The organism is Deinococcus betulae (genome assembly GCF_020166395.1).
GTDB lineage: Bacteria > Deinococcota > Deinococci > Deinococcales > Deinococcaceae > Deinococcus > Deinococcus betulae.
On the sequence record NZ_JAIQXU010000001.1, the window covers coordinates 442,393 to 467,168 of the forward strand.

At 66.8% G+C, this 24,776-nt stretch carries 22 protein-coding genes and 1 CRISPR repeat array; of the genes, 9 read left to right on the plus strand and 13 right to left on the minus strand.

The window, feature by feature from the left end:
* Positions 1–489 precede the first annotated feature (489 nt).
* The gene (locus tag K7W42_RS02050; protein WP_224571781.1) at positions 490–960 is read right to left on the minus strand and encodes a hypothetical protein; all 471 of its coding nucleotides are present in this window, start codon (positions 958–960) and stop codon (positions 490–492) included.
* A gap of 45 nt (positions 961–1,005) precedes the next feature.
* Here K7W42_RS02050 and K7W42_RS02055 point away from each other — a divergent pair, with 45 nt between their 5' ends.
* The gene (locus K7W42_RS02055; protein WP_224571783.1) at positions 1,006–1,641 is read left to right on the plus strand and encodes a pyroglutamyl-peptidase I; all 636 of its coding nucleotides are present in this window, start codon (positions 1,006–1,008) and stop codon (positions 1,639–1,641) included.
* Between the two features lie 200 nt (positions 1,642–1,841).
* Positions 1,842–5,926: direct repeats of the CRISPR family, unit length 29 nt; unit sequence GTTTTCCCCGTATGGGCGGGGATGTTCCG.
* Between the two features lie 246 nt (positions 5,927–6,172).
* Here the strand turns inward: K7W42_RS02055 and K7W42_RS02060 are convergent.
* The 5 genes from K7W42_RS02060 to K7W42_RS02080 are packed head-to-tail and all read right to left on the minus strand — an operon-like array spanning position 6,173 to position 11,218.
* Positions 6,173–6,475 (minus strand): hypothetical protein, encoded by a 303-nt coding sequence (locus K7W42_RS02060; RefSeq protein ID WP_224571786.1) that lies wholly within the window; start codon positions 6,473–6,475, stop codon positions 6,173–6,175.
* 1 nt (position 6,476) lies between these two features.
* Entirely contained in the window at positions 6,477–6,866 is a 390-nt protein-coding gene (locus K7W42_RS02065; RefSeq protein ID WP_224571788.1) for a hypothetical protein, read from the minus strand.
* The gene (locus K7W42_RS02070) at positions 6,863–7,366 is read right to left on the minus strand and encodes a hypothetical protein (protein WP_224571790.1); all 504 of its coding nucleotides are present in this window, start codon (positions 7,364–7,366) and stop codon (positions 6,863–6,865) included. Before K7W42_RS02070 ends, K7W42_RS02065 begins: the two co-directional genes overlap by 4 nt.
* 41 nt (positions 7,367–7,407) lie before the next feature.
* Entirely contained in the window at positions 7,408–10,260 is a 2,853-nt protein-coding gene (locus K7W42_RS02075; RefSeq protein ID WP_224571792.1) for a transglutaminaseTgpA domain-containing protein, read from the minus strand.
* Positions 10,261–10,270: 10 nt separating this feature from the next.
* Positions 10,271–11,218: an AAA family ATPase gene (locus K7W42_RS02080; protein WP_224571794.1), complete on the minus strand. Its 948-nt coding sequence runs from the start codon at positions 11,216–11,218 to the stop codon at positions 10,271–10,273.
* Between the two features lie 232 nt (positions 11,219–11,450).
* On the opposite strand from K7W42_RS02080, the gene K7W42_RS02085 reads away from it, so the two are divergent.
* A complete protein-coding gene (locus tag K7W42_RS02085; protein ID WP_224571796.1) occupies positions 11,451–12,188 on the plus strand; it encodes a DUF2247 family protein in 738 nt (245 codons plus the stop codon).
* Positions 12,189–12,210: 22 nt separating this feature from the next.
* Here the strand turns inward: K7W42_RS02085 and K7W42_RS02090 are convergent, their stop codons facing one another.
* The 3 genes from K7W42_RS02090 to K7W42_RS02100 all read right to left on the minus strand — a co-directional run bounded on the left by K7W42_RS02090 (position 12,211) and on the right by K7W42_RS02100 (position 13,821).
* Positions 12,211–12,570: a VanZ family protein gene (locus tag K7W42_RS02090; protein ID WP_439648844.1), complete on the minus strand. Its 360-nt coding sequence runs from the start codon at positions 12,568–12,570 to the stop codon at positions 12,211–12,213.
* A complete protein-coding gene (gene mce, locus K7W42_RS02095; protein WP_224571798.1) occupies positions 12,567–12,992 on the minus strand; it encodes a methylmalonyl-CoA epimerase in 426 nt (141 codons plus the stop codon). Before mce ends, K7W42_RS02090 begins: the two co-directional genes overlap by 4 nt.
* Before the next feature lie 343 nt (positions 12,993–13,335).
* On the minus strand, positions 13,336–13,821 hold the full coding sequence (locus K7W42_RS02100) for a PaaI family thioesterase (protein WP_224571800.1): 486 nt from the start codon (positions 13,819–13,821) through the stop codon (positions 13,336–13,338).
* A gap of 136 nt (positions 13,822–13,957) precedes the next feature.
* Between K7W42_RS02100 and K7W42_RS02105 the strand changes: the two genes are divergently transcribed.
* The gene (locus K7W42_RS02105) at positions 13,958–14,134 is read left to right on the plus strand and encodes a hypothetical protein (RefSeq protein WP_224571803.1); all 177 of its coding nucleotides are present in this window, start codon (positions 13,958–13,960) and stop codon (positions 14,132–14,134) included.
* Between the two features lie 246 nt (positions 14,135–14,380).
* Here the strand turns inward: K7W42_RS02105 and K7W42_RS02110 are convergent, their stop codons facing one another.
* The 3 genes from K7W42_RS02110 to K7W42_RS02120 form a co-directional block, all read right to left on the minus strand.
* Complete coding sequence (locus tag K7W42_RS02110) at positions 14,381–14,944, minus strand: DUF402 domain-containing protein (protein ID WP_224571804.1); 564 nt, start codon at positions 14,942–14,944, stop codon at positions 14,381–14,383.
* On the minus strand, positions 14,941–15,537 hold the full coding sequence (gene purN / locus K7W42_RS02115; RefSeq protein ID WP_224571807.1) for a phosphoribosylglycinamide formyltransferase: 597 nt from the start codon (positions 15,535–15,537) through the stop codon (positions 14,941–14,943). The genes K7W42_RS02110 and purN overlap by 4 nt, the downstream gene beginning before the upstream one ends.
* Positions 15,538–15,622: 85 nt before the next feature.
* Positions 15,623–16,981, minus strand: a complete 1,359-nt coding sequence (locus K7W42_RS02120) for a dipeptidase (protein ID WP_224571810.1) — start codon at positions 16,979–16,981, stop codon at positions 15,623–15,625.
* 300 nt (positions 16,982–17,281) lie between these two features.
* Between K7W42_RS02120 and hspR the strand changes: the two genes are divergently transcribed.
* Both hspR and K7W42_RS02130 read left to right on the plus strand, forming a co-directional pair.
* A complete protein-coding gene (gene hspR, locus K7W42_RS02125; RefSeq protein WP_224571812.1) occupies positions 17,282–18,019 on the plus strand; it encodes a heat shock protein transcriptional repressor HspR, fused homodimer type in 738 nt (245 codons plus the stop codon).
* Between the two features lie 106 nt (positions 18,020–18,125).
* The gene (locus K7W42_RS02130; RefSeq protein ID WP_224571815.1) at positions 18,126–18,965 is read left to right on the plus strand and encodes a metallophosphoesterase; all 840 of its coding nucleotides are present in this window, start codon (positions 18,126–18,128) and stop codon (positions 18,963–18,965) included.
* 369 nt (positions 18,966–19,334) lie between these two features.
* Here the strand turns inward: K7W42_RS02130 and K7W42_RS02135 are convergent, their stop codons facing one another.
* Entirely contained in the window at positions 19,335–20,102 is a 768-nt protein-coding gene (locus K7W42_RS02135; RefSeq protein WP_157458177.1) for a hypothetical protein, read from the minus strand.
* Positions 20,103–20,516: 414 nt separating this feature from the next.
* Between K7W42_RS02135 and K7W42_RS02140 the strand changes: the two genes are divergently transcribed.
* The 4 genes from K7W42_RS02140 to K7W42_RS02155 all read left to right on the plus strand — a co-directional run bounded on the left by K7W42_RS02140 (position 20,517) and on the right by K7W42_RS02155 (position 24,506).
* Positions 20,517–22,154, plus strand: coding sequence for an ABC transporter ATP-binding protein (locus K7W42_RS02140; protein WP_224571817.1), 1,638 nt, complete (start codon positions 20,517–20,519; stop codon positions 22,152–22,154).
* Positions 22,151–23,206 carry an ABC transporter permease gene (locus K7W42_RS02145; RefSeq protein WP_224571819.1) on the plus strand — a complete coding sequence of 352 codons (1,056 nt, stop codon included), beginning with the start codon at positions 22,151–22,153 and terminating at the stop codon, positions 23,204–23,206. Before K7W42_RS02140 ends, K7W42_RS02145 begins: the two co-directional genes overlap by 4 nt.
* Before the next feature lie 148 nt (positions 23,207–23,354).
* A complete protein-coding gene (locus tag K7W42_RS02150; protein ID WP_224571821.1) occupies positions 23,355–24,248 on the plus strand; it encodes an ABC transporter permease in 894 nt (297 codons plus the stop codon).
* 57 nt (positions 24,249–24,305) lie between these two features.
* Positions 24,306–24,506 (plus strand): hypervirulence associated TUDOR domain-containing protein, encoded by a 201-nt coding sequence (locus K7W42_RS02155; RefSeq protein WP_224571824.1) that lies wholly within the window; start codon positions 24,306–24,308, stop codon positions 24,504–24,506.
* Positions 24,507–24,776 lie beyond the last annotated feature (270 nt).

Here is a 24,776-nt window from a genome sequence, read left to right on the forward strand (position 1 = left end):
CACTTCTCTGCGTTCGTTGTGAACGGCTCAAGACACACGTCACCCCGCCCACTGGGGCAAAAAGCCCCGGTGACGCACCGGAACGAGGCGGTGAACTGAACGCCCGGACTCTACACACAAAGCTCATGGACGCCGGTCAAGGCTGGCAGGGGCCCTATATAGACAGGTCTCCTGAACCTAGTTCAGCAACTGACACGATTCGCGCCGACGGGGAGCAAACCGGTTACGTCCTAAGAAGCTCCTTGAATCTGACAACAGGTAGAGACTTCAGGCAGCCAGTTGCTAATACTTATTTCGTCCCTGTCAATTGGACATAAGGGTGATTGGACCAGGTTCAGACAGTGAAGGGCCAGCCAGCGACCTCTTCTTCCTTTATCTTTTAGCTTTTATGTGTCGCGGGAACTGACTGTAGCGACTCATTGCGACGCCAAGGCACAGAGAGTACAAAGACCAGCCCTCAGACGCTGGCCTCAGGTCTTTTCTTTTTCTTCAGGGGAAGTAAACCTGACTGACCTTCAAGACCCGCGTGCCGTCCAGTTGCAGGCGCACCGTCCTTTCCTGAAACGGCCAGCAGGGTTTCGAGTTGCCCTGCCACGACCCCACAAACTGGTTGAGAGGCACAGACCTGGAGACCACCGCTGAGGCGGCCGCATTCATGCACGACAGCTCAAAGGTGGTGCGGGCGTCTGTTTTCAGGGTGCGCAACTGCGAATTGACGTTGCGAATATAGATACCAGCGGGCACGCTGTTGTAAAAAGTCTCGGCATCTGGAAAGTACCCCAGGTCAACGGCGCGTGCGGCGTCTTTTGGCGTGTCAGAGAAGACCTCGACATAGTCCAGTGACATGGTCACGACCTTGCCCTGCACCTTGACTGCTTTCAGCACGGCGTACTGCGTGACCGGCGCCGCGACAGCAAAAGAGCCGACAGCCACCAGCATGAGTGCCACAAAATGGTTCATAACTGAGCCTATCCTGCCTGACCTGCGGCCCTCTATCCTCCGCCTATGCCCACCCTCCTCCTGACCGGCTTTGAACCGTTTCATACCCATCCGGACAACCCCAGCGCCCAGGCGGCGCAGGCCCTTCACGGGCGTGTCTTAGGCAGCTGGCAGGTGGAATCGGCGCTGCTGCCGGTCGAGCCCCATGCGGCGGGGCGGCAGCTAGCTGGGCTGCTAGAGGCCCACCAGCCGGGGGCCGTCCTGCTGACGGGCCTGGCGGCGGGGCGTCCGCAGCCCACGCTGGAACGGGTGGCCCTGAATGTCATGGACTTCAGCATCCCCGATAATTCCGGGCAGACCTACCGCGACGCCCCCGCCGGCCCCGAAGGCAGCCCCGCTGCGTACCTCAGCACCTGGCCCCTGCGGGCCACCCTGGCAGCGTGGCGGGCCGCAGAGATTCCAGGGCATATCTCGAACACAGCGGGCCTGTATGTCTGCAATTTTGTGCTGTACGCCGCGCTGCATGCGCTGGACAGAGGTGGCCGTGCTCACATTCCCTGCGGCTTTCTACATGTCCCGGCCAACGCAGCGGTGGCGCTGGCCTGGCCCGAGGATCGCCCGCCACTGCCGTATTTGCCGCAGGTCGAGATTAACCGCGCGGTGGAAGTGGCGCTGGAGGCTATTACGCACAAAGGGGTTTAATGGTGCTTGGAGATCAGGCTGGGACAAATGGAGCGCTGCACCCCGCTCTGACGGATGCCGCCCAGGGTCAGAAGGCTCAAGCTGTCAGACTTTCATCGCAGGCCTGTTGAGCCGCGCCGCATGACAATGTGCTTTGAATCGGAAACCCTTTAAGGGACTACAGGGCGAGAACGCAGGTAAAATATGCGTGATTCCAGAGTGTTTTCCCCGTATGGGCGGGGATGTTCCGCGCCATCCTTCAGGCCGTCTTCGCTGACCTTGGTTTTCCCCGTATGGGCGGGGATGTTCCGAATGCTGTAGCCGCTGGGTTTCAGCGCGTCGAGTTTTCCCCGTATGGGCGGGGATGTTCCTCCGGGAACGTGGCCATTGCCGCCATTGCCGTAGTTTTCCCCGTATGGGCGGGGATGTTCCGTGGCACGGGGACCATCACCATCCGGGACGAGGGTTTTCCCCGTATGGGCGGGGATGTTCCTTAGCGAGGTGAACGACACCAAAAACAGCGCCGGTTTTCCCCGTATGGGCGGGGATGTTCCGCTCGTCAGCGATGATGACAGCGCCTCTCTCTGGTTTTCCCCGTATGGGCGGGGATGTTCCGAAGTGACCGAGGCGCAGGCGACTGAACTGATCGTTTTCCCCGTATGGGCGGGGATGTTCCTGCACCGTGCCGGCCCGGACCACCTCGTCTGGGGTTTTCCCCGTATGGGCGGGGATGTTCCGGAGCAGCGCAGTTCGCACGAGGCCTCCCTGACGTTTTCCCCGTATGGGCGGGGATGTTCCGACATCTCTGAGCGAGTGAGTAAAATGAACGGCGTTTTCCCCGTATGGGCGGGGATGTTCCGCCATGTTGCCACGAAATACCAGAGGACACAGCGTTTTCCCCGTATGGGCGGGGATGTTCCGTAATGGCGCCTCTGGCGCCTCTGCCCTGGCTCGTTTTCCCCGTATGGGCGGGGATGTTCCGTTGATAACGGCGCTTATGGACGGCCTGGCCGTGTTTTCCCCGTATGGGCGGGGATGTTCCGGAGCAGCAGCGAGGGTGCGCGCCAAGTAACGCGTTTTCCCCGTATGGGCGGGGATGTTCCGCAGCGTTATCGGCTGGGCTTATCACACACAACGTTTTCCCCGTATGGGCGGGGATGTTCCGCATCCCACGTCCGATATAACGCCCAGCGCCTTGTTTTCCCCGTATGGGCGGGGATGTTCCGGTTTGTGGTTGTTTGGTGTGCATAGTCAGTGCGTTTTCCCCGTATGGGCGGGGATGTTCCGGCAAATTGACCATTACGCGCCCGACTTCAAATGTTTTCCCCGTATGGGCGGGGATGTTCCGTATATGGGTACGAAATAGAAATGCCCCCACTGGTTTTCCCCGTATGGGCGGGGATGTTCCGTGCGCTGGGCAGCTTCCAGTGCCAGGCGCTCGGTTTTCCCCGTATGGGCGGGGATGTTCCGCGGCCGTGGCCCACCCGCTCCAGGTCCTGAAAGTTTTCCCCGTATGGGCGGGGATGTTCCGGGCAGAGTTCAAGAGCGGTTCAGGCGCCCGAGGTTTTCCCCGTATGGGCGGGGATGTTCCGGCGCCACGCGGGGCATCAGCCGTTTCCTCCAGGTTTTCCCCGTATGGGCGGGGATGTTCCGCCCTTGAACGCCTCTGCTCGCCGCCTTGGACGGTTTTCCCCGTATGGGCGGGGATGTTCCGGACAAAACTGCATTCCGCAACGTAGACATTACGTTTTCCCCGTATGGGCGGGGATGTTCCGCGGCAGCAGAGGCGGCGGCAGACTTTGACCGAGTTTTCCCCGTATGGGCGGGGATGTTCCGAGCATGAAATGGGATGTACGGGATGTTCCGAAGAGGGCGAGTAGTGGCTCGTCTTCGAGCGCGTTTTCCCCGTATGGGCGGGGATGTTCCGGTTTTTGCCATGCGGTCTCACTTCCTTTTCTTGTTTTCCCCGTATGGGCGGGGATGTTCCGGTGCAGCTGGGCCTCTTGGGGGCGGTGCTGAGGTTTTCCCCGTATGGGCGGGGATATTCCGGGGGCTAGCATGCTGGTAGGAAAGAAAGTGCGGTTTTCCCCGTATGGGCGGGGATGTTCCTGCGTGTGGTGATATCTGGGCCTGCCCTGTTTGGTTTTCCCCGTATGGGCGGGGATGTTCCGGTCGCGGCGGCGGCGCTGGAAGGACTGACGGCGTTTTCCCCGTATGGGCGGGGATGTTCCGTGTTCCTGTTTCCACATCGTAACCAGAATCGTGTTTTCCCCGTATGGGCGGGGATGTTCCGGAGCGTTATGCCTGAACAGTCTGGCCCCCTCGGTTTTCCCCGTATGGGCGGGGATGTTCCGCGAAATTCCGACTTAAAGGCGTGTCGTTCGGAGTTTTCCCCGTATGGGCGGGGATGTTCCGCCGGCCTGGTCTAGCGTCGTGTTCAGTTGCTCGTTTTCCCCGTATGGGCGGGGATGTTCCGGAGCTGGCTGAGGCGTTCTACGAGGGCAACGAGTTTTCCCCGTATGGGCGGGGATGTTCCATTCCTCCATTTCCCATAGTCATGGCCTCCTTAGTTTTCCCCGTATGGGCGGGGATGTTCCGAATCTGAGCCACGGCAGGTTCCACGTTAGCTAGTTTTCCCCGTATGGGCGGGGATGTTCCGCCGAACTAGCCGAATTGGCTCAGGCGTGTGCCGTTTTCCCCGTATGGGCGGGGATGTTCCGCCTGAGCAGCTCCTGAAGGTCATCCCCACCACGTTTTCCCCGTATGGGCGGGGATGTTCCGCTGGACACCACAGTGCTGCCACCCAGTGCGGCGTTTTCCCCGTATGGGCGGGGATGTTCCGATGTTCCGGGCGCGGCGGCGGGCGCGGGCGACGTTTTCCCCGTATGGGCGGGGATGTTCCGTGCCCCCCGTCCGCGTTGAAGAATCCCCCATCGTTTTCCCAGTATGGGCGGGGATGTTCCGACCATCTGGCGCGTGTTCTAGCTGCTCGTGAAGTTTTCCCCGTATGGGCGGGGATGTTCCTGCTGCCATCCATGCCGATGACGTAATGGGCGCGTTTTCCCCGTATGGGCGGGGATGTTCCGACTGCCTTCGAGGACCGCCCCGTGGTCGAGTAGTTTTCCCCGTATGGGCGGGGATGTTCCGTTCATCCTGCTGCCCGGCATCGAGCTGACCTAGTTTTCCCCGTATGGGCGGGGATATTCCGCCAGTAGCTGACAATGAGCAAATTCTATTTTCGTTTTCCCCGTATGGGCGGGGATGTTCCGCGGCCCGGATTGCTGCTATGGCCGAGGGGCTGGTTTTCCCCGTATGGGCGGGGATGTTCCGGGGCCAGCAAGCCCCCGGCCCCGGCACAGGGCGTTTTCCCCGTATGGGCGGGGATGTTCCGGCCGGGTTATCCCCGTGCCCTACAAAATCCGTGTTTTCCCCGTATGGGCGGGGATGTTCCGTCCCCCCCCTTTTGGGCTCCGCACGTCGCGGCGTTTTCCCCGTATGGGCGGGGATGTTCCGACCGACGCCGAGTTCCGCGCCCGTGTGCTGGCGTTTTCCCCGTATGGGCGGGGATGTTCCGCAGCTTGAAGGGGCTCTTCCCCCCGTCCTTCTGTTTTCCCCGTATGGGCGGGGATGTTCCACAGGCCGTAGATGGTGCCGGTCAGCACTGAAAGTTTTCCCCGTATGGGCGGGGATGTTCCGAACGAGCGCGAGATTCAGGACCTGCAACTGGCGTTTTCCCCGTATGGGCGGGGATATTCCGTCGGCCAGCACCTCGCGGTCGTGCAGCCGGCGGTTTTCCCTGTATGGGCGGGGATGTTCCGCGGGGGTGACCTCACCCTCACCGGCCGCACCAGTTTTCCCCGTATGGGCGGGGATGTTCCGTCAGCGCGCCAGCCTTCGCGCTTCAGCGCCTCGTTTTCCCCGTATGGGCGGGGATGTTCCGACATCCTGAATCATGCGCTTAATGCTGTCCTGGTTTTCCCCGTGTGGGCGGGGATGTTCCGGGAATTAAATTCAGGCGCGAAACTTTGGCCGAGTTTTCCCCGTGTGGGCGGGGATGTTCCGCGTGGGCCAGGGCGTAGCTTTCCCAGAGCCTGGTTTTCCCCGTGTGGGCGTGGATGTTCCGCCTGTAGGCCAGAAAGAGTAATGGCGTACTGAGTTTTCCCCGTGTGGGCGGGGATGTTCCGACCAGCTCCCCGAACTTGGGCGCCTGGCCGTAGTTTTCCCCGTGTGGGCGGGGATGTTCCGGTGCCAGCCGCGCCTTCATGCCGTACCGCTTCGTTTTCCCCGTATGGGCGGTGATGTTCCGAACTCGCGCAGCAGCGCCACGTTGCCTTCGGCGTTTTCCCCTTTTTGGAGAGAATGTTCCGCAGCTGGTTTACCGCACCACCATCACGCGAGCATTTTCCCTGTGTAGGCTGAGATGTTCCAGTGACCAAGCCACTCACGAATCAGCCCCTACGATTTTTTCCGTATGAGCAGGAATATTCCCATGCCATTTCTATAGCCGCGCCAGACAGTCAAACCTGCCTCCAGCCCAGCACCTCGCGGCCTGTTACGGAAACGGCGCGCGGCCGGGTTGCCAGTCTCCTCTTTCCCCTCCAGCCCAGTGCCACACCCCTTCACCCGCAGGAGCGGCCGCCAGCGCCGCCTTCACAGCCTCCAGTGACACGCGGCGGGCAAAACGGGTCCGGGCATGCCAGGCCGCCAGCGTCGCCTCGGGCTGAGTGGGACGCAGGCCCCGCAGCGCCGCGTGGGCGCGGTTAACCGCCAGATCAAACAGCGCCGGTGGAACAGCGCCGCCCGCCGCCTCACCCGCCGGGCTGGGGTCAGTCAGGAAGGGCTGCTCCTGGGGCATGTCAGGCCAGTCGGGGCCGGTTGGCCAGGGCGGCCATCTGCCCAGCGTGCCAGAGGGTATGGCGGGCCAGTGCACGCAGCAGCTCGGCCACCGTGGAGGTCGCGCCAGCATGATTCACGGAGAGCGAGAGGCTGCCCAGCGGCAGCGCCCTGACAGCCCCCACTTCCCAGGTCATCAGGCGGGTCAGGCCGGCGTCGGCAGGCGGCGCTGTGGTGCCAGTGACCGCCGACACGGCGGCCCAGACGTCCTGCTTCACGGCTGTCAGATGGGCGGCCAGCGCAGCAATCCGGGGGTGAGGCTGGCCGTCGGCCCTCGCCAGCGCTGCTCGTACGCTGTGGTCAGGAGCCTGGTTGGCCTCATCCAGCAGCGTGGCCAGCAGGTCTGGTGTCATGAGAGCCGGAACCCCTCGCCGTCGCGGGTCAGCCGGCCCAGGTCAAGCAGGTGGGCCGTGACCGCGCGCGCCTGCTCGTCATTCAGGGGGCTGGCGGCCCGTAAGTCGTCCAGGGTAAAACGGCCTCCGCGGCGGTGCGCCAGGCGGTACACCATGCGCTCCTGCACGTCGGGGCGGGCACTGCCCAGTTCACGGCGCGCAAAGGTGCGCCACACCAGATAAGCCACGACTGCGCCCAGCAGCAGCGCCAGCGGAATCAGGCTGGCGGCAAAGGCAGGGTCACCCACCCGCTCGCCCAGCGCGTGAAGCTGGGCCTGGGCGGCCGTGACCTCGGCCTCCGTGCCCGTTTCGCGCAGGCGGCGCAGCGCCCCGCGCGCCCGCAGGTAGGCCATGACGCCGCCCAGGTCGCCGCGCACATACAGGGCGCTGTAGGCGATCAGGGCCGACGAACACCCGGCAATGACCGCAAGGAAAAGCTTCTGGACATTCACGCCTTCCATGCTAAGGGAGGCCCGCCGGAAAAGACGGTGAGCCTCCTCCTTTACCGCCGCACCTGGCGCACCGCCGCTTTCAGGTCACGTAGGGCCCCTGCCGGGTCGCCAGGGGCGTAGCGGGCAGCGTGGTAGGCCAGCAGCACCCGGCCCAGCGGCTCGGCCAGGTCCGGGCGGGCCTGGGACACGCGGGCGGTGTAGTCGGCGGCGGTTTCGCCGGGGGCGCGTGGCAGGCGCAGACGCGCGCTCAGATCATGCAGGGCCCCGGCGGCCGGGTCTGCCGGGCGCCCCCGGCGCCGCAGCACCAGCAGGGCGGGCAGCAGGGTCAGCGCCACCACCACCGGCAGCAGGATCAGATACGCTGGTTGGCCCACGCCACCCAGTCCCGCGCGGGTCAGCAGATCGCTCTGGCGCTCGCCGTCATAGTCCACCACGAGGTCGTTCCAGCGGTTTTGCAACGTGTCCAGCCGCAGCCGCAGCTGGGCCAGGGGGCCAGGAGGCAGCGCCGCCGTGGCCAGGGGCTGCGTGAGGGCCGTCTGCACCCCGGCACTCAGCCGCGCGGGGGCGATGGCCGCCGTGGGGTCCACCCGCACCCAGCCCTGACCGGGCAGCCAGACCTCGGTCCAGGCGTGCGCGTCGCGCTGGCGAATAATCAGGTAGTCGCCGTTGGACTCGCCGCCCTGATAGCCGCCCACCACGCGGGCGCTCAGGCCACTGGCGCGCATCAGGAAGGCAAAGGCGCTGGCGTAATGCTCGCAAAAGCCGGTGCGGGTCCCAAACAGGAAAGCGTCCACCCGGTCCTGCGCGGGCAGGGTGGGCGGCGACAGGGTATAGGTGAAGCCCCCCCGGCGCAGAAAGTTCAGGGCGGCGTCCACGCGCGCGGCCGGGGCCAGGCCTTGCCAGGTCTGGGCCAGGGCGCGGGCGCGCGGACTCTGGCCACTCGGCAGCAGCTGATTAAAGGCCAGGCGGTTGGCATCTTCCTGGCGGCCCAGGCGGGCGGGGCGGCTTTCCAGCTCCACCCGGCGCCGGGTGGTCACGGGACGAAAGGTCACCGCCTGAAACGCGCCCGTAATAGACGCGCCGTCCGGCACACGCGAGGGCACGTCCAGCGCCAGCAGCCAGGGCGTCCCGCTGGGCTCCAGGGTCAGGGTGTACGCCTGGGCCGGGCCCGTCGGCTCCACGCTGGCGGGGGAGCCTCCGCCCCGCACCTGACGCCAGGTTTCGCCGTCGTAGGCCTCGTACACGGGGCCACGCCAGTAGCGGGCGGATGAGGCAGGCGGCTCGCCCTGAAAGTCAGCGCGGAAGGCCACCGCGTCACTCTGGGCGAGGTTGCTAAATTCCCCGGCGCGAATCTCACTTGACAGGCCGGTGGTGGCCTGGCCCTGCACCGGCAGCTGCCACAGCGGCGCTTCGGGGCGCGGAAACAGCACGAACAGTGCGGCCGCCAGCGGCGCGGCCAGGGCCAGCAGGCCGCCGGCCCGGCGCAGCGCCGCCCGTGTGAGGGTCAGGCCCGCCGCCGTCCACCCCGGCGCGGCGGCCAGCAGCAGGGCCGCACACAGCAGTGTATGCAGCGCGGTCAGCGGCCCCTGGCTGAAAAAGTAGTGGGTGCTGGTCGTGAACAGGCCGAGCAGAATGAGCAGGCGACCGTCGCGCACGTCGCGGCTCTCGGCGGTCTTGAGGGCCACCAGCAGCGCCAGAAAGGCCGTCCCTGCGTCGCGGCCCAGCAGGGTGCCGTAAACCGCGTTCAGGGCGGCGCCGCCGGCCACAGCCAGCAGGCCCAGCAGCCAGGTCGGCAGCGGGGCCAGGGGCTGCGTCCCCGGCCGGGTGGGGCGGGTGCGCCACGCGGCGTGGGCCAGCAGCGCGGCCACCAGGGCCGTGAGCCAGACCGGGGCGCGCAGGGCCGTGGGCGCCAGGGTGACTGCCAGGGCCAGCAGCGTGCCGCGCAGAGCCAGCGCCTGGGCCAGAGACAGGGACCGGGCCGGAGCAGCGGTGAGGGCCAGGCCCGGGCGACGCGGTGGGGTAACGGCCTGCGGAAAGGGCGCGTGCAGCGCCAGTGTCCGGCGAGCCGCCAGGGCGTGTGCCTCGCCGCTGTCCACCGGCAGGCGGGCACCGGGCAGGTGAAGGGCGAAGGGCAAGCCAGCCGCCGTCAGCTCGGTAACCCAGGCACTCAGGCGCGAGAGGCGGGCCTCGGGGTCGCCCGCCGTATCGGCCCAGTCCAGCAGGCGGGCGCGGCCCTGCGGCGCGTCCGTTTCGCGGGTCAGCAGGGTGCCGGTGCGCGCCACATGCCGCCACGACACCTGCCGGGGCGAGTCGCCGGGGGCGTAGGGCCGCAGCCCTGCAAATTCCTCGTCACCGCGTGTGCGCTGGGCGCCGTCGCCGCTGCCCGCCACGGTGCGGGTGGGGGCCGGCGGGGCGCCCTGTTCGGCCGCTGGATGAACGAGGACCGTCTGAGGGTCGGGGGCGGGCAGGGCCACCCGCCACAGCCCCAGCCGGTCAGAGACGCGCAGCGCGCCTTCCACGCTCAGGGGGCCACGGTGCCGGGCCGGCACAGAGAGCGTGCCGCTCGACACGCCGCCACTCAGCGGCCACGCGCCCACTGCCTGCGCGCCGTCCCCCCGCAGGGTCAGGGCCAGCACGCCCTCAGCCCCGCCCGAGAAAGACACGCTGAAGTCGGCCAGCCCGCCTGCCGTGACGGCCACGGGCGGCGCCAGCGACACCCGGACGCCCCGCGCCGCCCGCAGGGCCTGGGTGGCGGTCATGACCCAGACACCGCCCAGTAGAAAGGTCAGGCCGTACCCCAGACTGAGGCCGTAGTTCACGCAGCCAATCAGGGTGAGCAGAATGACCAGCAAGAAGGCCAGCCCAAACCCGGTGGGCCGCAGAGCAAGAGGCGGCGCGCGCATGCCAGCCGCCCTAAGGAATCGGCGTGTCGGCCAGGACACCGCGCAGGATGCCGGCCACCGACACGGATGGATCACGCAGGGTCAGGCGGTGGGCCGCCAGCGCCGGAAACACCGCCTGCACGTCCTCGGGCAGCACCATGACGCGCCCGGCCAGGTACGCCCAGGCCCGCGCCGCCGACAGAAGCGCCAGCAGGCCACGGGGACTGAGGCCCGCCGAGAGGGCCGGGTGTTCGCGGGTGGCGCGCGCCAGCACCTGCACGTAGTCCAGCAGTGGGGCGGCAGCGTGAACCCGGTCCACCTCGGCCTGCATAGCCAGCAGCGCCGGCGCACTCAGGACGGCCGGCAGGTCGCGCACCGAGATGCTGCGCCCTCCCGTTTCGAGCAGTTGCCGTTCGGCGCGCGGGTCGGGGTACCCCAGGGTGACGGTCATCAGAAAGCGGTCCAACTGCGCCTCGGGCAGGGGGCTGGTGCCCACGAAGGCCGCCGGGTTCTGGGTGGCAATCACGAAAAAGGGGCTGGGCAGTGGCCGGGTCACGCCCCCTTCAGAGACCTGACGCTCTTCCATCGCCTCCAGCAGCGCCCCCTGGGTACGGGGCGTAGCCCGGTTAATCTCGTCGGCCAGCAGAAGCTCGCTGAACACGGGCCCTTCCAGAAAGCGGAACGACGCGCTGGGAGCGTCCCAGACCGACACGCCCGTCAGGTCGGCGGGCAAGAGGTCGGCCGTGAACTGAACGCGGCGGAAATGCAGGCCACAGGTGCGGGCCAATGCCTGCGCCAGCGTGGTTTTCCCCACCCCTGGCTGGTCCTCAATCAGGAGGTGTCCGCGCGCCAGCAGACAGCTCAGCGCCAGACGAAGCTGCGGCCCCTTGCCCAGAATCACCCCTTCCAGCTGGGTCAGGGCCGCCTGAAGCGCCGCCGCGTGGCTGGCGTGCGCGGGGGGTGGGGGCAGGGTGGTCATGCGGGTCAGCTTAGGGGGCCGCCTCTGACAAAACTGCAACCCTGCGCTCAGGCTTCAGAAGAGGTGAAAAGGGTGTGTGGACCGTGGGGTGTAGGACGTGGGAAAAGCGACTAGAGAAGGCGACCGATTTGCCTTTCAAACGGGTCCTGGCCAGGGAATGCCAGGTTCAGCTCTGATCTGGAGGCCCGCACATATGGGGGCGACGCAGGGAGTGAACGCCTATGCTCAGCATGTGAAGCCCTTTCCTCAGGCCCTCAGCTGGTCGGCCATTTTACTGGGGTGGGCCGACAGGTGGATGACCGTTCAGGAGCTGGCGGCTTTGGCAGAGGACCGGCTGCTGGCGGCCTCTGATGACGAGCTGATGCTGCTCTCTGAACTGGTGTCTTCCCGCAGTGACACGCCCAGAGCAGAGGTGCGGGACCTGCTTCAGCGCCTGGCCGACGGAGAGAACTGGCCGAGGTTTTTTGCCCTCAGAGAGTGGCAGGTCGTGCGGCTGAGGTGGGCGCTGGCCCACCTTGACGACCTCCGGGCTGAGGACGGGCTAGAGACGTACTGTCAACTGCGCGAACTGGAAGCGGTGTGGGAAGACACCGGTACGCCTCTGGATATGCCCCTGCTGCACCCGTTCCTGTACTCCTGCGCCGAGATGGACGACGCAGAGGGCGGCCTAGGGCTGACGCGCGCTCAGCTTGAACGGTGGGTGCAGGGGCAAGAACAGCTCCTCATCACCGTTCGCGCGCTGCATGACGCCGGCCAACACGCCGCCCTTCAGACGCTGGCGGCGGCCTTTGAAACCTTCCAGGCCAACGGGCAAGGGCGCCTTGACCTGTTGCAGTCGGAAAAGGCGCTGCTGGAAAGCCTGAATCACCACCAGCACCAGGAATTGAGCCTCCGGGTGTCGGCGTTCAATGCCGAGCAGCTCAGGCGGCGCGTGCAGCAGGCGAGGGCCGAAAAGGCAGCTCTCCTCTAAACCGTTAGCCCCTCCACTTGGTTCAGGCGTATGGCTCTTCGGTTCCGGCCTCCTCTCGCCCCGCGCCCGCCCGGCTGCCCAGCCACGTGCCGGTGATGTCAAATAGCCAGTCGGTCACCCCTGCCTCGCGCGGCGGCACGAAGGCCTGGTGCACTTCGTCCAGCGCCCCAAACCACGCGGCCAGCACCCAGGCCAACCCCGGCCGCCCCGTGGCCCGCCCCAGCGCAAAGCCCAAGGCCAGGTACACCAGAAAATGCACCCCCCAGTCCAGCGGATGCACCAGGCGAGGGCCGGGTGTCTGCGGCTGCGCGCTGAAATACCAGATGGCCGCCATCAGCGCCAGCGCCGGCCCCCACCACAGCGGGCGGGCGCGGCGGGTCAAGGGTGGCCCCCGCCCTGCGGGTGTTCCACCAGTTCAATCAGGGTGCCCTGGCCCCACTTGGGGTGCAAAAAGGCCACCCGCGATCCGGCCCGGCCCGGGACCGGGACCGCCTGCAAGAAACGGGCGCCCTCTGCACCCAGGCGGGCCATCTCGGCGTTCAGATCGGCCACGCGATAGGCCGTGTGGTGCAGGCCCGGCCCCTTTTTCTCCAGAAAAGCCGCGATAGGACTGTCAGGCCGGGTGGGCATTAGTAGTTCAATTAGGGTATCGCCCACCTGATAGACGCGCACCCGCACGCCCTGGGTGGGCACCTCCTCGTCGGGCCCCTCGGCTTTCAGGCCCAGCGCCACGTAAGGTGCGGCCCCAGCGTCCAGGTCAGGGGTGGCGATCGCAACGTGATCCAGCAGCAGCAGCGCAGTCATGCGCGCAGGCTAATACGAAACAGCAGCGGGACAACAAGAGGGGGGCGCGGCGCCCAGCAGACAGCACGACAGGAGGACGCAGCCGGCCTGGAGATCAGGCCAGCAAAGACACTGGCACATTTGCCAGTGCTGTCCGCAGAGCGAAAGAGTGAAACCCAGCGCGACGCCGAAGTATCCCTCGGGGCTCTGGGCCAGGCCTGCCGGCGAAGCCGCGACGCAGAAGGTGAGCCGGCGCCCTGCCCTCTCCAGGCAACGGCCTCCCATTGTCAGAAATCCGCACTGCGCCGTTCACAGTCCTCAGCATGAGGAACACCCCGGGGAAGCAAGGCTTCGGCGCTTCTGCCTACCCCTGCTGAGGTCGGGCGCGGATGTACCAGTGAGCCACAGCGCGCATGACTTCCTTGTTTTCGCCGTCCTGCACACTGATATTCAGCACCAGGCGGGCCTTGCCCTCGCGCGCGAAGTCGGCGTGAGCCTGGGGCAGGGCGGCGGGGTCAGCCGCCTCAGCACGGGCCGTCAGGTCGCCCTGGGCGCGGCCCACATAATGGGTTTCCAGCTTTTCAATCAGGGGTACAGCCGTCATCAGCTGCGCGGCAAAAGCGCCCGCAAAAGCCGCGCCACTGACCGCCTCGGCCAGCAGAAACTGCACGCCCGCATGGATGGTGCCCAGGTGGTTATGAAACGGCGCGGTTTCCGGCGCCTCGCCAGTGGCCCAGCCCACGCCCACACCGGTAATCTGCACGCCTACGGTGGCGTTCATGGGGATATCGTGCAGGGCTTTTTTAACAGCCTGAACAGCAAAGGCGGGGAGAGCAGCAGTTTGGGTCATGCAAAAACCTCCAGGAGAACACCAGATTTTGAACTGGGTCCAAGTATAGCGGAGGCCGCAGACCAGCTCAGCCGAAGACAAGAACGACCTGATCTTTAGTCAGGTCGCACGCTTCTTGCCCGGAGGTGGGTCAGGCTTGGCCATAGCAGACAATGACCGCAACGGCACCGACAGAGACGACAACCGGGGCCAGGGCGAGGGCCACCAGCAGATCGGCAACCAGCAGCAGCCCAGTGGCGGCGCCCGATACCGCGAGGACGACACCCCGCCCCACGTGGAGGGCGGCCCTGGCAACGAACGCGGCCAGGGGTAGGGCAACGCCAATCAGGGTGGCGACCGGGGCCGGGGCGGCGGGCCGGACCATAGCCCCGACAGCAACGCGGAGCAGGCTCGCACACTCCCCTGAGTTCGGCAGCCTGCCGTCTCCACGGTCTGTTCGGATTTCACCATTGGCTAGGGCAGTTGACTCCAAGTCTTGAGAATCCTTTCTAGTGAGAACAAGCGGGCCGGGACACCGCACCCTCAGAGGTGCCACGGCCCGGCCCGACTACGGCTGCATTCAGGTGTAAGGGTCTTCCAGATACCGCCGCAGCACCATAAGGGGTGCGTAGGTGCCGGCCAGCAGTTCGGCCCTGATCTGCCGGGCGTGGGTCCAGGTGGCCTCGGCCTGCGCCTCTGTCACCAGCTCGGCGGCCACCGCTGCCTGCAAATCCTCACCATCAATGATGTGCGCCTCGGTCACTCTGCCGTGCCCGGTCTCCCCCACCACCCAGTTGCCAATCACATCCAGATAGAGGTCGTCGTGCCACGGCAGCCCATTCTCGCCCACGCCTTCACCGCCGTGCAGGTCCACATAGAGTTGCCGGGGGAGGCCGCTCCCGTCCAGCATGGCGCTCAGGGCGCTGCCCGGCACGCCTTCGCCGCTGCCTGTGGGGTGAACGCGCACCCAGCGGAAGCCGTGGTCCAGAATCCTCACCGTCTGGTCACCAAAGGGCACGTCCTGAGGCCGTGCGACCTCGTGGGCGGTGAAATCCACGATGACGTGACCAAGCACGCGCACCACGCTCTGACTGTGGCGCACAGCGCGGGACCAGGGCCGCAGGTCAAAGACCTTGCGCTTCATGTGGGTGACAGGGCACCCTGCGCCGCCAGGCCCTGCACTGCACGCAGCATCAGGTCGCCTTCAATGGCCTGCACGCGGGCTTTAAGGCTGTCCAGCGTATCGCCGGGCTGCACTGGCACGCGCGCCTGGGCCAGCACCGGCCCCTCATCGATGCCGGCCGTGACCAGATGCACTGTCGCGCCGCTTTCGCTGTCCCCAGCGGCCAGCACGCTTTCATGCACGCGGTCGCCGTACATGCCGCGCCCGCCGTGCCGCGGCAAGAGGCTGGGGTGGATGTTGAGCAGCCGCCCGGAAAAGTGGGTCAGCACGCGCGGCCCGATTTCCCGCATATAGCCGCTGAGGACCAGCGTGTCGGCCCCGGCGCCCACCAGAAACGCCAGGATCGCCGCGTCCAGTTCGTCGGGGTCAGGGTACCGGGCGCTGCTGAGGTGGGCGGTCTGCAAGCCCGCCGCCTGCGCCCACGCCAGAGCGGGACTGCGGCTGTTGTTGCTGACCAGCGCGGCGGGCGTGGCGGCCAGTTCGCCGCGCTGACACGTGGTCACGAGTTGCCGCGCCGCGCTGCCGCCGTGTGAGGCGAGAAAGGCGAGGTTCATAGGCGCTCCGCGCCGGAAGTGGGCAGTGGAAAGGAGGAAGTGGCCAACAGCGCACACTCTCCACTTTCCACCAACCACTCGCTACTCACTGGCCTAGCTCCTCAAGCAGATAGGCGCTCGTCAGAATCCCGTTGTGGTAGTCCTGCACAGCGAAGCTCTCGTTGGGGCTGTGCGGGGCGTCCTCGTTCAGGCCCATGTCTACAAACAGCACCGGCGCGCGCAGGATGTCGGCAAAGGCGGCCACAATCGGAATGCTGCCGCCCGTGCGGGCAAACACGGCCTCGCGGCCATAGACGCGCTTCAGGGCGCGGTTGGCGGCCTGGTTGTAGGGGCTGTTCAGGTCAAACTTGAAGGGTTTGCCGCCGTGGTGCGGCACCACCCTGGCCGTTACGCCTGCCGGCGCGATGGTCGGAACGTAGTCGGAAATCAGCCTCGTAATCCGCTCGGGGTCCTGGCCGGGCACCAGGCGCATGCTGACCTTGGCGCCCGCTTTGGCGGCGATCACGGTCTTGCTGCCCTCGCCCTGGTAACCGCCCCAGATGCCGTTCACGTCCAGGGTGGGGCGGCCCCACAGGCGCTCCAGGGTGGAATACCCCTCCTCGCCGGGCAGCGCGGGCACACCGATGCTGCCGGCAAACTCCTCATCGCTGTGGGGAAGGCTGGCCCACATCCCGCGCTCCTCGGCGGTCAGTTCGTCAATACCGTCGTAGAACCCAGGAATGGTGACGCGGCCCTGGTCATCCTTAAGGCGGGTGATGATTTCGGCCAGCGCGTTAATCGGGTTGGGCGCCGCGCCGCCGTAGCTGCCGCTGTGCAGGTCGCGGTTGGCCCCCTGAACGTGAATCTCCACGTAGCTCAGGCCGCGCACCCCGTAGGTAATGGTGGGCATCTCAGGCGCAAAGCGGCTGCCGTCGCTGATAACAATCACGTCGGCGGCCAGTTCGGCCTGGTGGGCCTGCAAGTAGGCTTCGAGGTTGGGGCTGCCAATCTCTTCCTCGCCTTCCAGCAGGAACTTCACGTTGACAGGCAGGTCTCCCTGCGACAGCAGCAGCTCGGCGCCCTTGACGTGGGCGTAGGCCTGGCCCTTGTCATCGGTGCTGCCGCGTGCATAGATACGGCCGTTCCTGACCGTGGGCTGGAAGGGCGGCGTCACCCACTCTTCCAGCGGCGCCTCGGGCTGCACGTCATAGTGCCCGTAAATCAGGACGGTGGGCTTGCCCGGCGCCTTCAGGTGCTCGGCGTATACAACGGGATGGCCGGCGGTGGCGTCCACACGCGCAGCAAAGCCCAGGCCCGCCAACTTGGCCCGCAGAAACTCGGCGGCCTGGCCCATCTCGGCCTTGCGGGTGGGGTCGGCGCTGACGCTGGCAATTCGCAGGAGGTCAAAGAGTTCGGCGTCGGCCTGCTCGCGGTTGAGCAGCGCACTCAGGTCAGCAGTGGTCATAGGGCGACTATAAGGGGTGAACCAGAACGGGTGTCCAACCCTGACCCAGAGAGGGCGAAGAGGGAAGGTGCCCGGCAATCTGAAGGCGTGAACTGCCGGAACGTTGGGGGAGGCTCGGCGCGACTTCAGGCCCATGATGTTCAGCCGGGCAAGCCGCTCTGGGCGGAGTTGGCACACATCAAAGGGGTCCAGGCTCCTCCCTGCTCTTCTCCCCTCCTCAATCAACCTGCGCCCCCTGACTCAGGCCTCTGCCGCTTCACGGTTTCATAAACACTGCCTCCGGTATACTCAAGGGACGTTATGCCCTCTGACGCCAAACATCGGCCCGTATACGTCATCTCCGTGGCGGCGGAACTGGTGGACATGCACCCCCAGACCCTGCGGCTGTACGAGCGCAAGGGCCTGATTCGGCCGGGGCGCTCTAGCGGCAAGACCCGGCTGTACAGCGAACGCGACATCGAGCACCTGCGCGAAATCCGCCGCCTGACTCAGGAACTGGGCGTCAACCTGGCAGGTGTGGAAGAAGTCATGCGCCTGCAACACGAACTGGACGACCTTCAGGGCGAGTTCGAGGCCGAGATTGAGCGCATTGAGGGCGAGCTGCGCGAGCAGGCCAGGCGCCCCGAGGCCCTGCCCGCCGAGGGCGGTCGCCTGGACCCCCGCGACCGGCCGGTCTACGTGATTTCTATCGCCGCCGAACTGGTGGACATGCACCCCCAGACCCTGCGGCTCTACGAACGCAAACAGCTTATCCGGCCGGGGCGCTCCAGCGGCAAAACCCGGCTGTACAGCGAGCGCGACATTGACCACCTGCGCGAGATTCGCCGCCTGACCCAGGAACTGGGCGTCAATCTGGCAGGCGTGGAAGAAATCATGCGGCTGCGCCACCAGCTGGACGCCGCGCGCCTGGGTCTGGAAAGCAACGTGCGGCGCATCCAGGAAGACATCACTGAACGCATGACCAAGCTGCGGACCCTACCGCAGGGCGAGGCCGAGAGCGACCTGGACCCAGAGACTGGCGAGGGAGACTCTCTTTGAGACCGCCGCCGAACGGTACACTTCGGCATGATCTGCGCGGCCCCCGGCCACCCTGCACCCCGCAGGAGGCACCCATGAGCGCCCTGTCCCGGCCCCCGGCGGCCGCGTGAGACCGCTGTGGGTGGTGGGCGATATCCACGGAGCCTATGACAAGGTGCGCGCCCTGCTGCTGCGGGCCGGCCTGATTGACTTTTCTGACCGCTGGACAGGCGGCGACGCCCATCTGGTCTTTCTGGGCGATTACGTGGACCGTGGCCCCAATGGCGTGGGCGTGATTCGCCTGATTCGCAACCTTGAAAACCAGGCGCGCGATGCGGGCGGCCTGGTCAGCGCCCTGCTGGGCAACCACGAAGTCATGTTTCTGGCGGCCCTGGTGTTCCGGCAGGGCGACCCCCACGACCGCCTGGGCTTCCGCGAATACTGGCTGGACAACGGTGGCCAGCCCAGAGACGCCGATCAGCTGGAACCCAGTGAGATGGGCTGGCTCTCCGAGCGGCCTGCCATGTTGCGCGTGGGCGAGTGGCTGCTCGTTCACGCCGACAGCACAGTGTACCTGAAGATGGGCAGCACCATAGAAGACGTCAACGCCAGCGTGAAGGCGGTGATGGCCCACCCCAACCCCGACGACTGGGGCGTCTTTATGAACGCCTTTACCGAGCGCTTCGTGTTCGTGCTGGGCGGCGGCGAGGCCAAGGCGCGGCGAATGCTCGACACCTTTGGCGGCGCACGCATTGTCCACGGCCACACGCCGGTTTACATCCTACTGGACGAGCATCTGCACGGTCCCACGCTGGGCGCCGGCGCCCCGATTCCGTATGCCGGGCGCCTGTGCCTGGCTGTAGACAGCGGAATGGCTTACCGCGAGGACGCTGGCTTTATCGTGCGCCTGGACCCGGACGGCCTGGCCGACGTGGTGCCCTTTCCCAGCGGAGCGTCTCTGTACTAAAGAGGGCAGTTCAAAAGCAAGTTTGAACACAGAGAAGCGGCGCCAGACGAAAAGAGTCGTAGCGCCGCTTCTCTGTGCTTTGCCAGATTACTAGCGTGTGCGGCTGGGCAACGGTCCTGGGCTGCTCTCGGTCCAGAAGAGAAATTTTTTCCGCTCTGCCCCTAACACTCTTTTGCCTCAATGACGGGAGCGCGTCACCAGCCGTTCCACAAAGGCCGCTGGCTGGCCGCAGAGCCTCGCCCTGCTTATAGCTTCGCAGGCCCACGCGCCTCAGCGGTATAGAGCGGTCAAACCCAGGAGAAAGCTGGGTGGTCCTCCCAAAGAGCCAGTGGGCGACCCCGAATTGCCTGCTCTGCCGTGCCCAGGGCGCTATGCCGGCTGGGCCAGCAGAAATGGTGGCGGTTGCTGCCGCAGGTCACTGCGGGTCAGGCTCAGATGCAGCTGCTGATAGGCCACCGGATGCCACTCGAAATCGCTGGGCGGCAGCCACTGGGCGTCGGGAATCTCGCCGTCCAGCAGCGCTTCCAGAGCCTCGGAGCGCAGCAGCCAGGCACTGACCATCAGCAGCGCGGGCAAGGTGTCCGGGGTCAGCCCCTGTGCCCGCAGCGCCTCGTCACTCTGGGCCATGAGCGTCACGGTGCTGGCGGGCTCGTGGTGCCGCAGAGCCGCCAGGCGCACGGCGCCATAATGCACGTACTGCTCCAGAGGCAACCCGAACGGCTGGCGCAGCAGTTCGTGAAACCACAGCACCCGCCCATCAGGGTGCCGGGCGCACAGAGGGGTCAGCCGCTCCGAGGAACACTGGCTCACCTGGCCGCGCGTCAGGGTAAAGCCCGCGTCATTCAGTTCGGGGTGCAGGCCCAGATATTCATCGGCGCAGAGGGTGGTGTGCGCCACGGTCTGAAGCAGCAGGTGGCGGTGGGACGGCGAAAGCAGGTTAAAACTGCCACCCCGGCCAAAAGCACGGGGGCCGTGAATCACGAAGGTTTCTGTGCCGGCCGGACCACTCAGGGTGAAGGCGTCCACGCGCTCGGGCAGCTGCCGCAGATTTACTGGCCCCGTTAAAGGATGCAGGCGGTAGGGGCCAGGTTGGTCACTCAGGTCATTCAGAAGGTAGCGAAACGGGTTGTGTGTCATGTCACGTCGCTCCTGGGCCAGAGCAGAGAAATCCAGAGTGGAAGACGGAGGATACAGAGCACTGCGGCGTTGCTTGGAGGATAACGCCCGGTTTCTTACAAAGTTGTGGAGTGTCTGAAGACTAACAGAAGCAGCCGGCTCTTCTGGCGAGTTCTGTCTGGTCGTAAACCCTGCGGAGAAGCACGGTTTGTTCACTTCCACGCCCACGAACTCGCCGTGCGCCTGCCCTCGCCTGCGAAGCTGTCCTGCACTCCGAAGCCACTTGGCTCGACCTGCTGGCAGGTGCTGAGGCGGGCCTGCTCACCCCAAGGGACGGCCGCCAAAAGATCAACCCCAAACCGTCTGCCGGTTCCCGCTACGACACTGCTCCCCAACTTCAGGCGGATGACATCTAGATTGCCCCTCCGTGCGCCCTTGCCTGCCCTAACTGCCACGCTGGACGGCCAGCTGTGCCACGATGACCCGGTGACCGACTCTGGAGCGCCGCCTCCCCCACCCGACACCGCGCCGCCCGCCCTGCGCCTGCGGGGCGTCACCAAACGCTTTCCAGGCGTGGTGGCCAATGACCGGGTGGACCTGACGGTGCAGCCGGGCGAGGTGCTAGCCCTGCTGGGCGAGAACGGCGCAGGCAAAAGCACCCTGATCTCCATGCTGTATGGCCTGTACCAGCCCGATGAGGGCCACATTGAGGTCACCGGCCGCGCCGTGTGCATCGGCAGCCCGGCGCAGGCGCGACGGCTGGGCATCGGGCTGGTGCCGCAGCATCCCCTGTTGGTGGCGCGGCATACCGTGGCCGAGAATCTGGCGCTGGGCCGCGCGGGCGGCCTGTTTCCCGCGCGGCGGGTGGCCGGGCACATCCGGGCACTGTCGGCCCAGTACGGCTTGGAGGTAGACCCCGGCGCCCGCGTGGCGGACCTGTCGCCCGGCGAGAAACAGCGCGTGGAAATCATCCGGGCGCTGCTGGGCGGCGCGCAGGTCCTGATTCTGGACGAACCTACCAGCGTCCTGACCCCGCAAGAAGCCCAGGGCCTGTTCCGTGTGATGCGCGAACTGCGCGCGGGGGGCCGCAGCCTGATTTTCATTTCTCACAAGCTGGACGAGGTGCTGGACGTAGCCGACCGGGTGACCGTATTACGCAAAGGCCAGGTGGTGGGCGGCGTGCCCACTGCCGGCGCCACCCGCGAGAGCCTGGCCGCCCTGATGGTGGGCCGCGCCGTGGACTTCACGCGCAAGCGGGCGCCAGGGGCCGGGTCAACCGACCCACTGCTGAGCGTCCGTGGCCTGGACGCGCAGGGCACACGCGGGCTGCCAGCCCTGCGCGGCGTCTCCTTTGACCTGCGCCGAGGCGAGGTGCTGGGCGTGGCCGGCATTGCAGGCAACGGTCAGAGTGAACTGGTGGAGGTGCTGGCCGGGGTGTGGCCCGCCACAGGCGAGGTCAGCCTGAATGGTCAGCCGCTCAGCGGCAGTGCCGCCGAACGCTCACGTGCTGGCGTGGCCCACATCCCTGAAGACCGCCTGCACAGCGGCACAGTGCCCAGCATGACGGTGGCCGAGAACCTCTCGCTGCGGGACTACGACCGCGCGCCGCTGGCCCGTGGCCTGGCGCGCAACCTCGCCGCCGAGGGCGAACGCGCCCGGCGCGACGTAGAGGCGTACGCCGTGGCCACCCCCAGCATCCATACGCCGGTGCGCCTGCTCAGCGGAGGCAACATCCAGAAACTCATCCTGGCGCGCGAACTGGCCGGGGCGCCGCTGGTTATCTTGGCCGTTCATCCCACTTACGGACTGGACATCGGCGCGGCCGACCAGGTTCACCGCGCGCTGCTGGACCGCACCGGGGAGGGGGCCGGCGTGCTGCTGGTCAGCGAGGACCTGGATGAACTGCTCAGCCTGTCTGACCGGGTGGGGGTCATGGTGGGCGGCGCGCTGCTGGGGCCGTTCCCGGTGGCCGAGGTCACCCGCGAGTCCCTGGGCCTGCTGATGGGCGGCGCCCATCCCCACAGCCTGCCGGGTGCCGGGCAGGGCGTGGCTGCGCCAGGGGCCGGCGCATGAGGTTCGTGCCTCTGGCCGCGCCCTCGGCCACCCGCGCGGCGCTGGTCACGCTGGGGTCGGTGGTGGTCGCCCTGCTGCTGTGCGCGCTGGTGTTCGTGCTGGCTGGGCAGTCGCCTGCCGAGGTCTACAGCACCATGCTGCGCGGCACCCTGGGCGAGGCGGGCGGCCTGGCCGAGGTCGGGCGGCGCACCATTCCGCTGCTGCTGATTGGTGCGGGGCTGGCGCTGGCCTTCCGGGCGCAGTTCTTTAACATTGGCGCCGAGGGACAACTCCTGCTGGGCGCGGTGCTGGCGGCGGGGACCGCCCTGTTCGTGCCGCTGCCGGGCCCACTGCTGCTGCCAGCCATGTTCGCGGGCGGTTTTCTGGGCGGCGGGCTGTGGGCGCTGCTGGCAGCGGGGCTGCGGCGCCTGAATGTCAACGAAATCCTGTCCACGCTGATGCTCAATTACGTGGCGGTCGCCCTGGTCACCTACCTGATTGCCGGGCCGTGGAAAGGCAAGGACGTGCGCGGCTACATCTATACCGACACCTTTGTGCCGGCCGGCTGGCTGCCCACCCTGGGCGGCACGCAGGTGCACTGGCCGACGCTGGGGCTGGGCGTGGCGCTGGCGCTGGGCCTTCAGTGGCTGCTCAGCCGCTCCACGTTTGGCTACGCCCTGCGGGTGGTGGGCGAGAACCCCGGCGCGGCGCGCTACGCGGGCCTGAGCAGCGCGCGGGTGGCCACGTTGGTCGCCCTGCTGACCGGCGGCCTGGCGGGCCTGGCCGGAGCGGGCGAGGTGGCGGGCATCCACCACCGCCTGCTGGAAGCTGGGCAGGTCAGCCTGGGCTACGGCTTTACGGCCGTGATCGTGGCGTGGCTGGCGCGCGGCCACCCGGCCCTGTGCCTGGTCACGGCGCCCCTGATGGGCGTCATTCTGGCGGGCGGCGACCTCCTGAAAATTGACCTGAACCTGCCCTACCGCGTTGTGGACATCTTTAGCGGCGTCATCCTGCTGTGCCTGATTGCCGGCGAGGTATTCGTGCGGCACCGCGTCGTGTGGGGCCGGGCATGAGCAGGCAGATGGCTGAAAGCATAAGGCTAAAAGCCCAGGCACCAGGTAGCCGCAAGGTCCGGTCACTGTGCCCCGCGCCCTGCCTCCTGAGCCTTTCTTGCGCCGCGCCCTACACCCCACATCCCACACACCCCCTGAGGTTCTCCTGATGGACAACGCCCTGCTTGACACCTTGCCCCGCGCGCTGGCGGTGGGCACCCCGCTGCTGCTGGCCTGCCTGGGGGCCATCCTGAACGAGCGGGCCGGAGTGGTGAATCTGGGTCTGGAAGGCGTGATGGCTGTGGGCGCCCTGGCCGCCTTTGCCGTGGCGGCCTCAGCCCCAGACGCCAACCTGTGGCTGGCGGTGGGCGCGGCCCTGCTGGCGGGCGCGGCGCTGGCTGGGCTGCACGCCCTGGCTACGGTCACCCTGCGCGCCAACCAGTTTGTCAGTGGGCTAGCCCTGGCCCTCATCGGCACGGGGGCAGCGGGCCTGCTGGGCAAGCGCTTTGAGGGGCTGCCCCTGTTTAACAAGGTGCCGGACTGGACTGTGGGAGGCTTTGCCCTCAGCCCCTTTACTCTGGCGGCGCTGGGCCTGGCCGCGCTGCTGGCGTTCTGGCTGGCCGCCACCCGCACAGGCCTGACCCTGCGCTCGGTGGGCGAGAACCCCGCCGCCGCCGACGTTCTGGGGGTCAACGTGGGCCTGGTGCGCGTGCTGGCGGTACTGGGCGGCGGCGCGCTGGCCGGGCTGGCGGGGGCCTTCCTGGCCCTGTCCTACCGCTCTTCGTGGGCCGACAACATGACCGCCGGGCTGGGCTGGATTGCGGTGGCCCTGGTGATCTTTGTGGGCTGGCGGCCGCTGCGGGCGGTGGCCGGCGCCCTGTTTTTTGGGCTGCTATACGCCCTGCAATTCCGGCTTCAGGGGGTCAGCGCCGTACCCAGTGAAGTCTGGAGCGCCATGCCGTTCGTGCTGGTGCTGGTGGTGCTGGCTGTGGCCGGGGTGCGGGGGCAGGCTGGCGACGCCCCCGCTGCCCTGGGCCGCCCCTACGTGCGCGGCGAGCGCTAAAGATTGCCCGAACAGCCCGGTCATCCCCCAGACCGACCAGCCGCCTACGCTGCCCCCATGACGCTCAAAACTGGAGACCGGGTGCGGTGGAACAGTCACGGCGGTCACGCCGAGGGCAAGGTGGTGCGCGTGGCCCACGAGGACGGCGAGGTGGGCGGCTTTGAATACCGCGCGTCGCGCGACGACCCCCGGTATATCGTCGAACTGGCTGATGGCCGCCTGGCCGCCCACACCGAGAGCGCCCTCAAGAAGGTCTAGCGGCAGCACACCGATGCACTGAAAGGCAAGAGCAGACCCGCCAAGTCTAGCCATTGTCTGAGACAGATACCCGTGCTGCTGCGCAATTTACAGACCCAGTTAGCTTAGACCAGCTGAGGACGGCCTCCTCTCTTGCAGAAGCCTGCTCGGGGACAAATAGAAAGCACCACGGCTAACGCTCGCAGCGGAGTGGATTGGAGACTCGCGCGGTAGGGCAAAACGGCCCTAGAGCGTTACAGAAACAGGGCTGGGGCCTTGCCGATGGAGCAG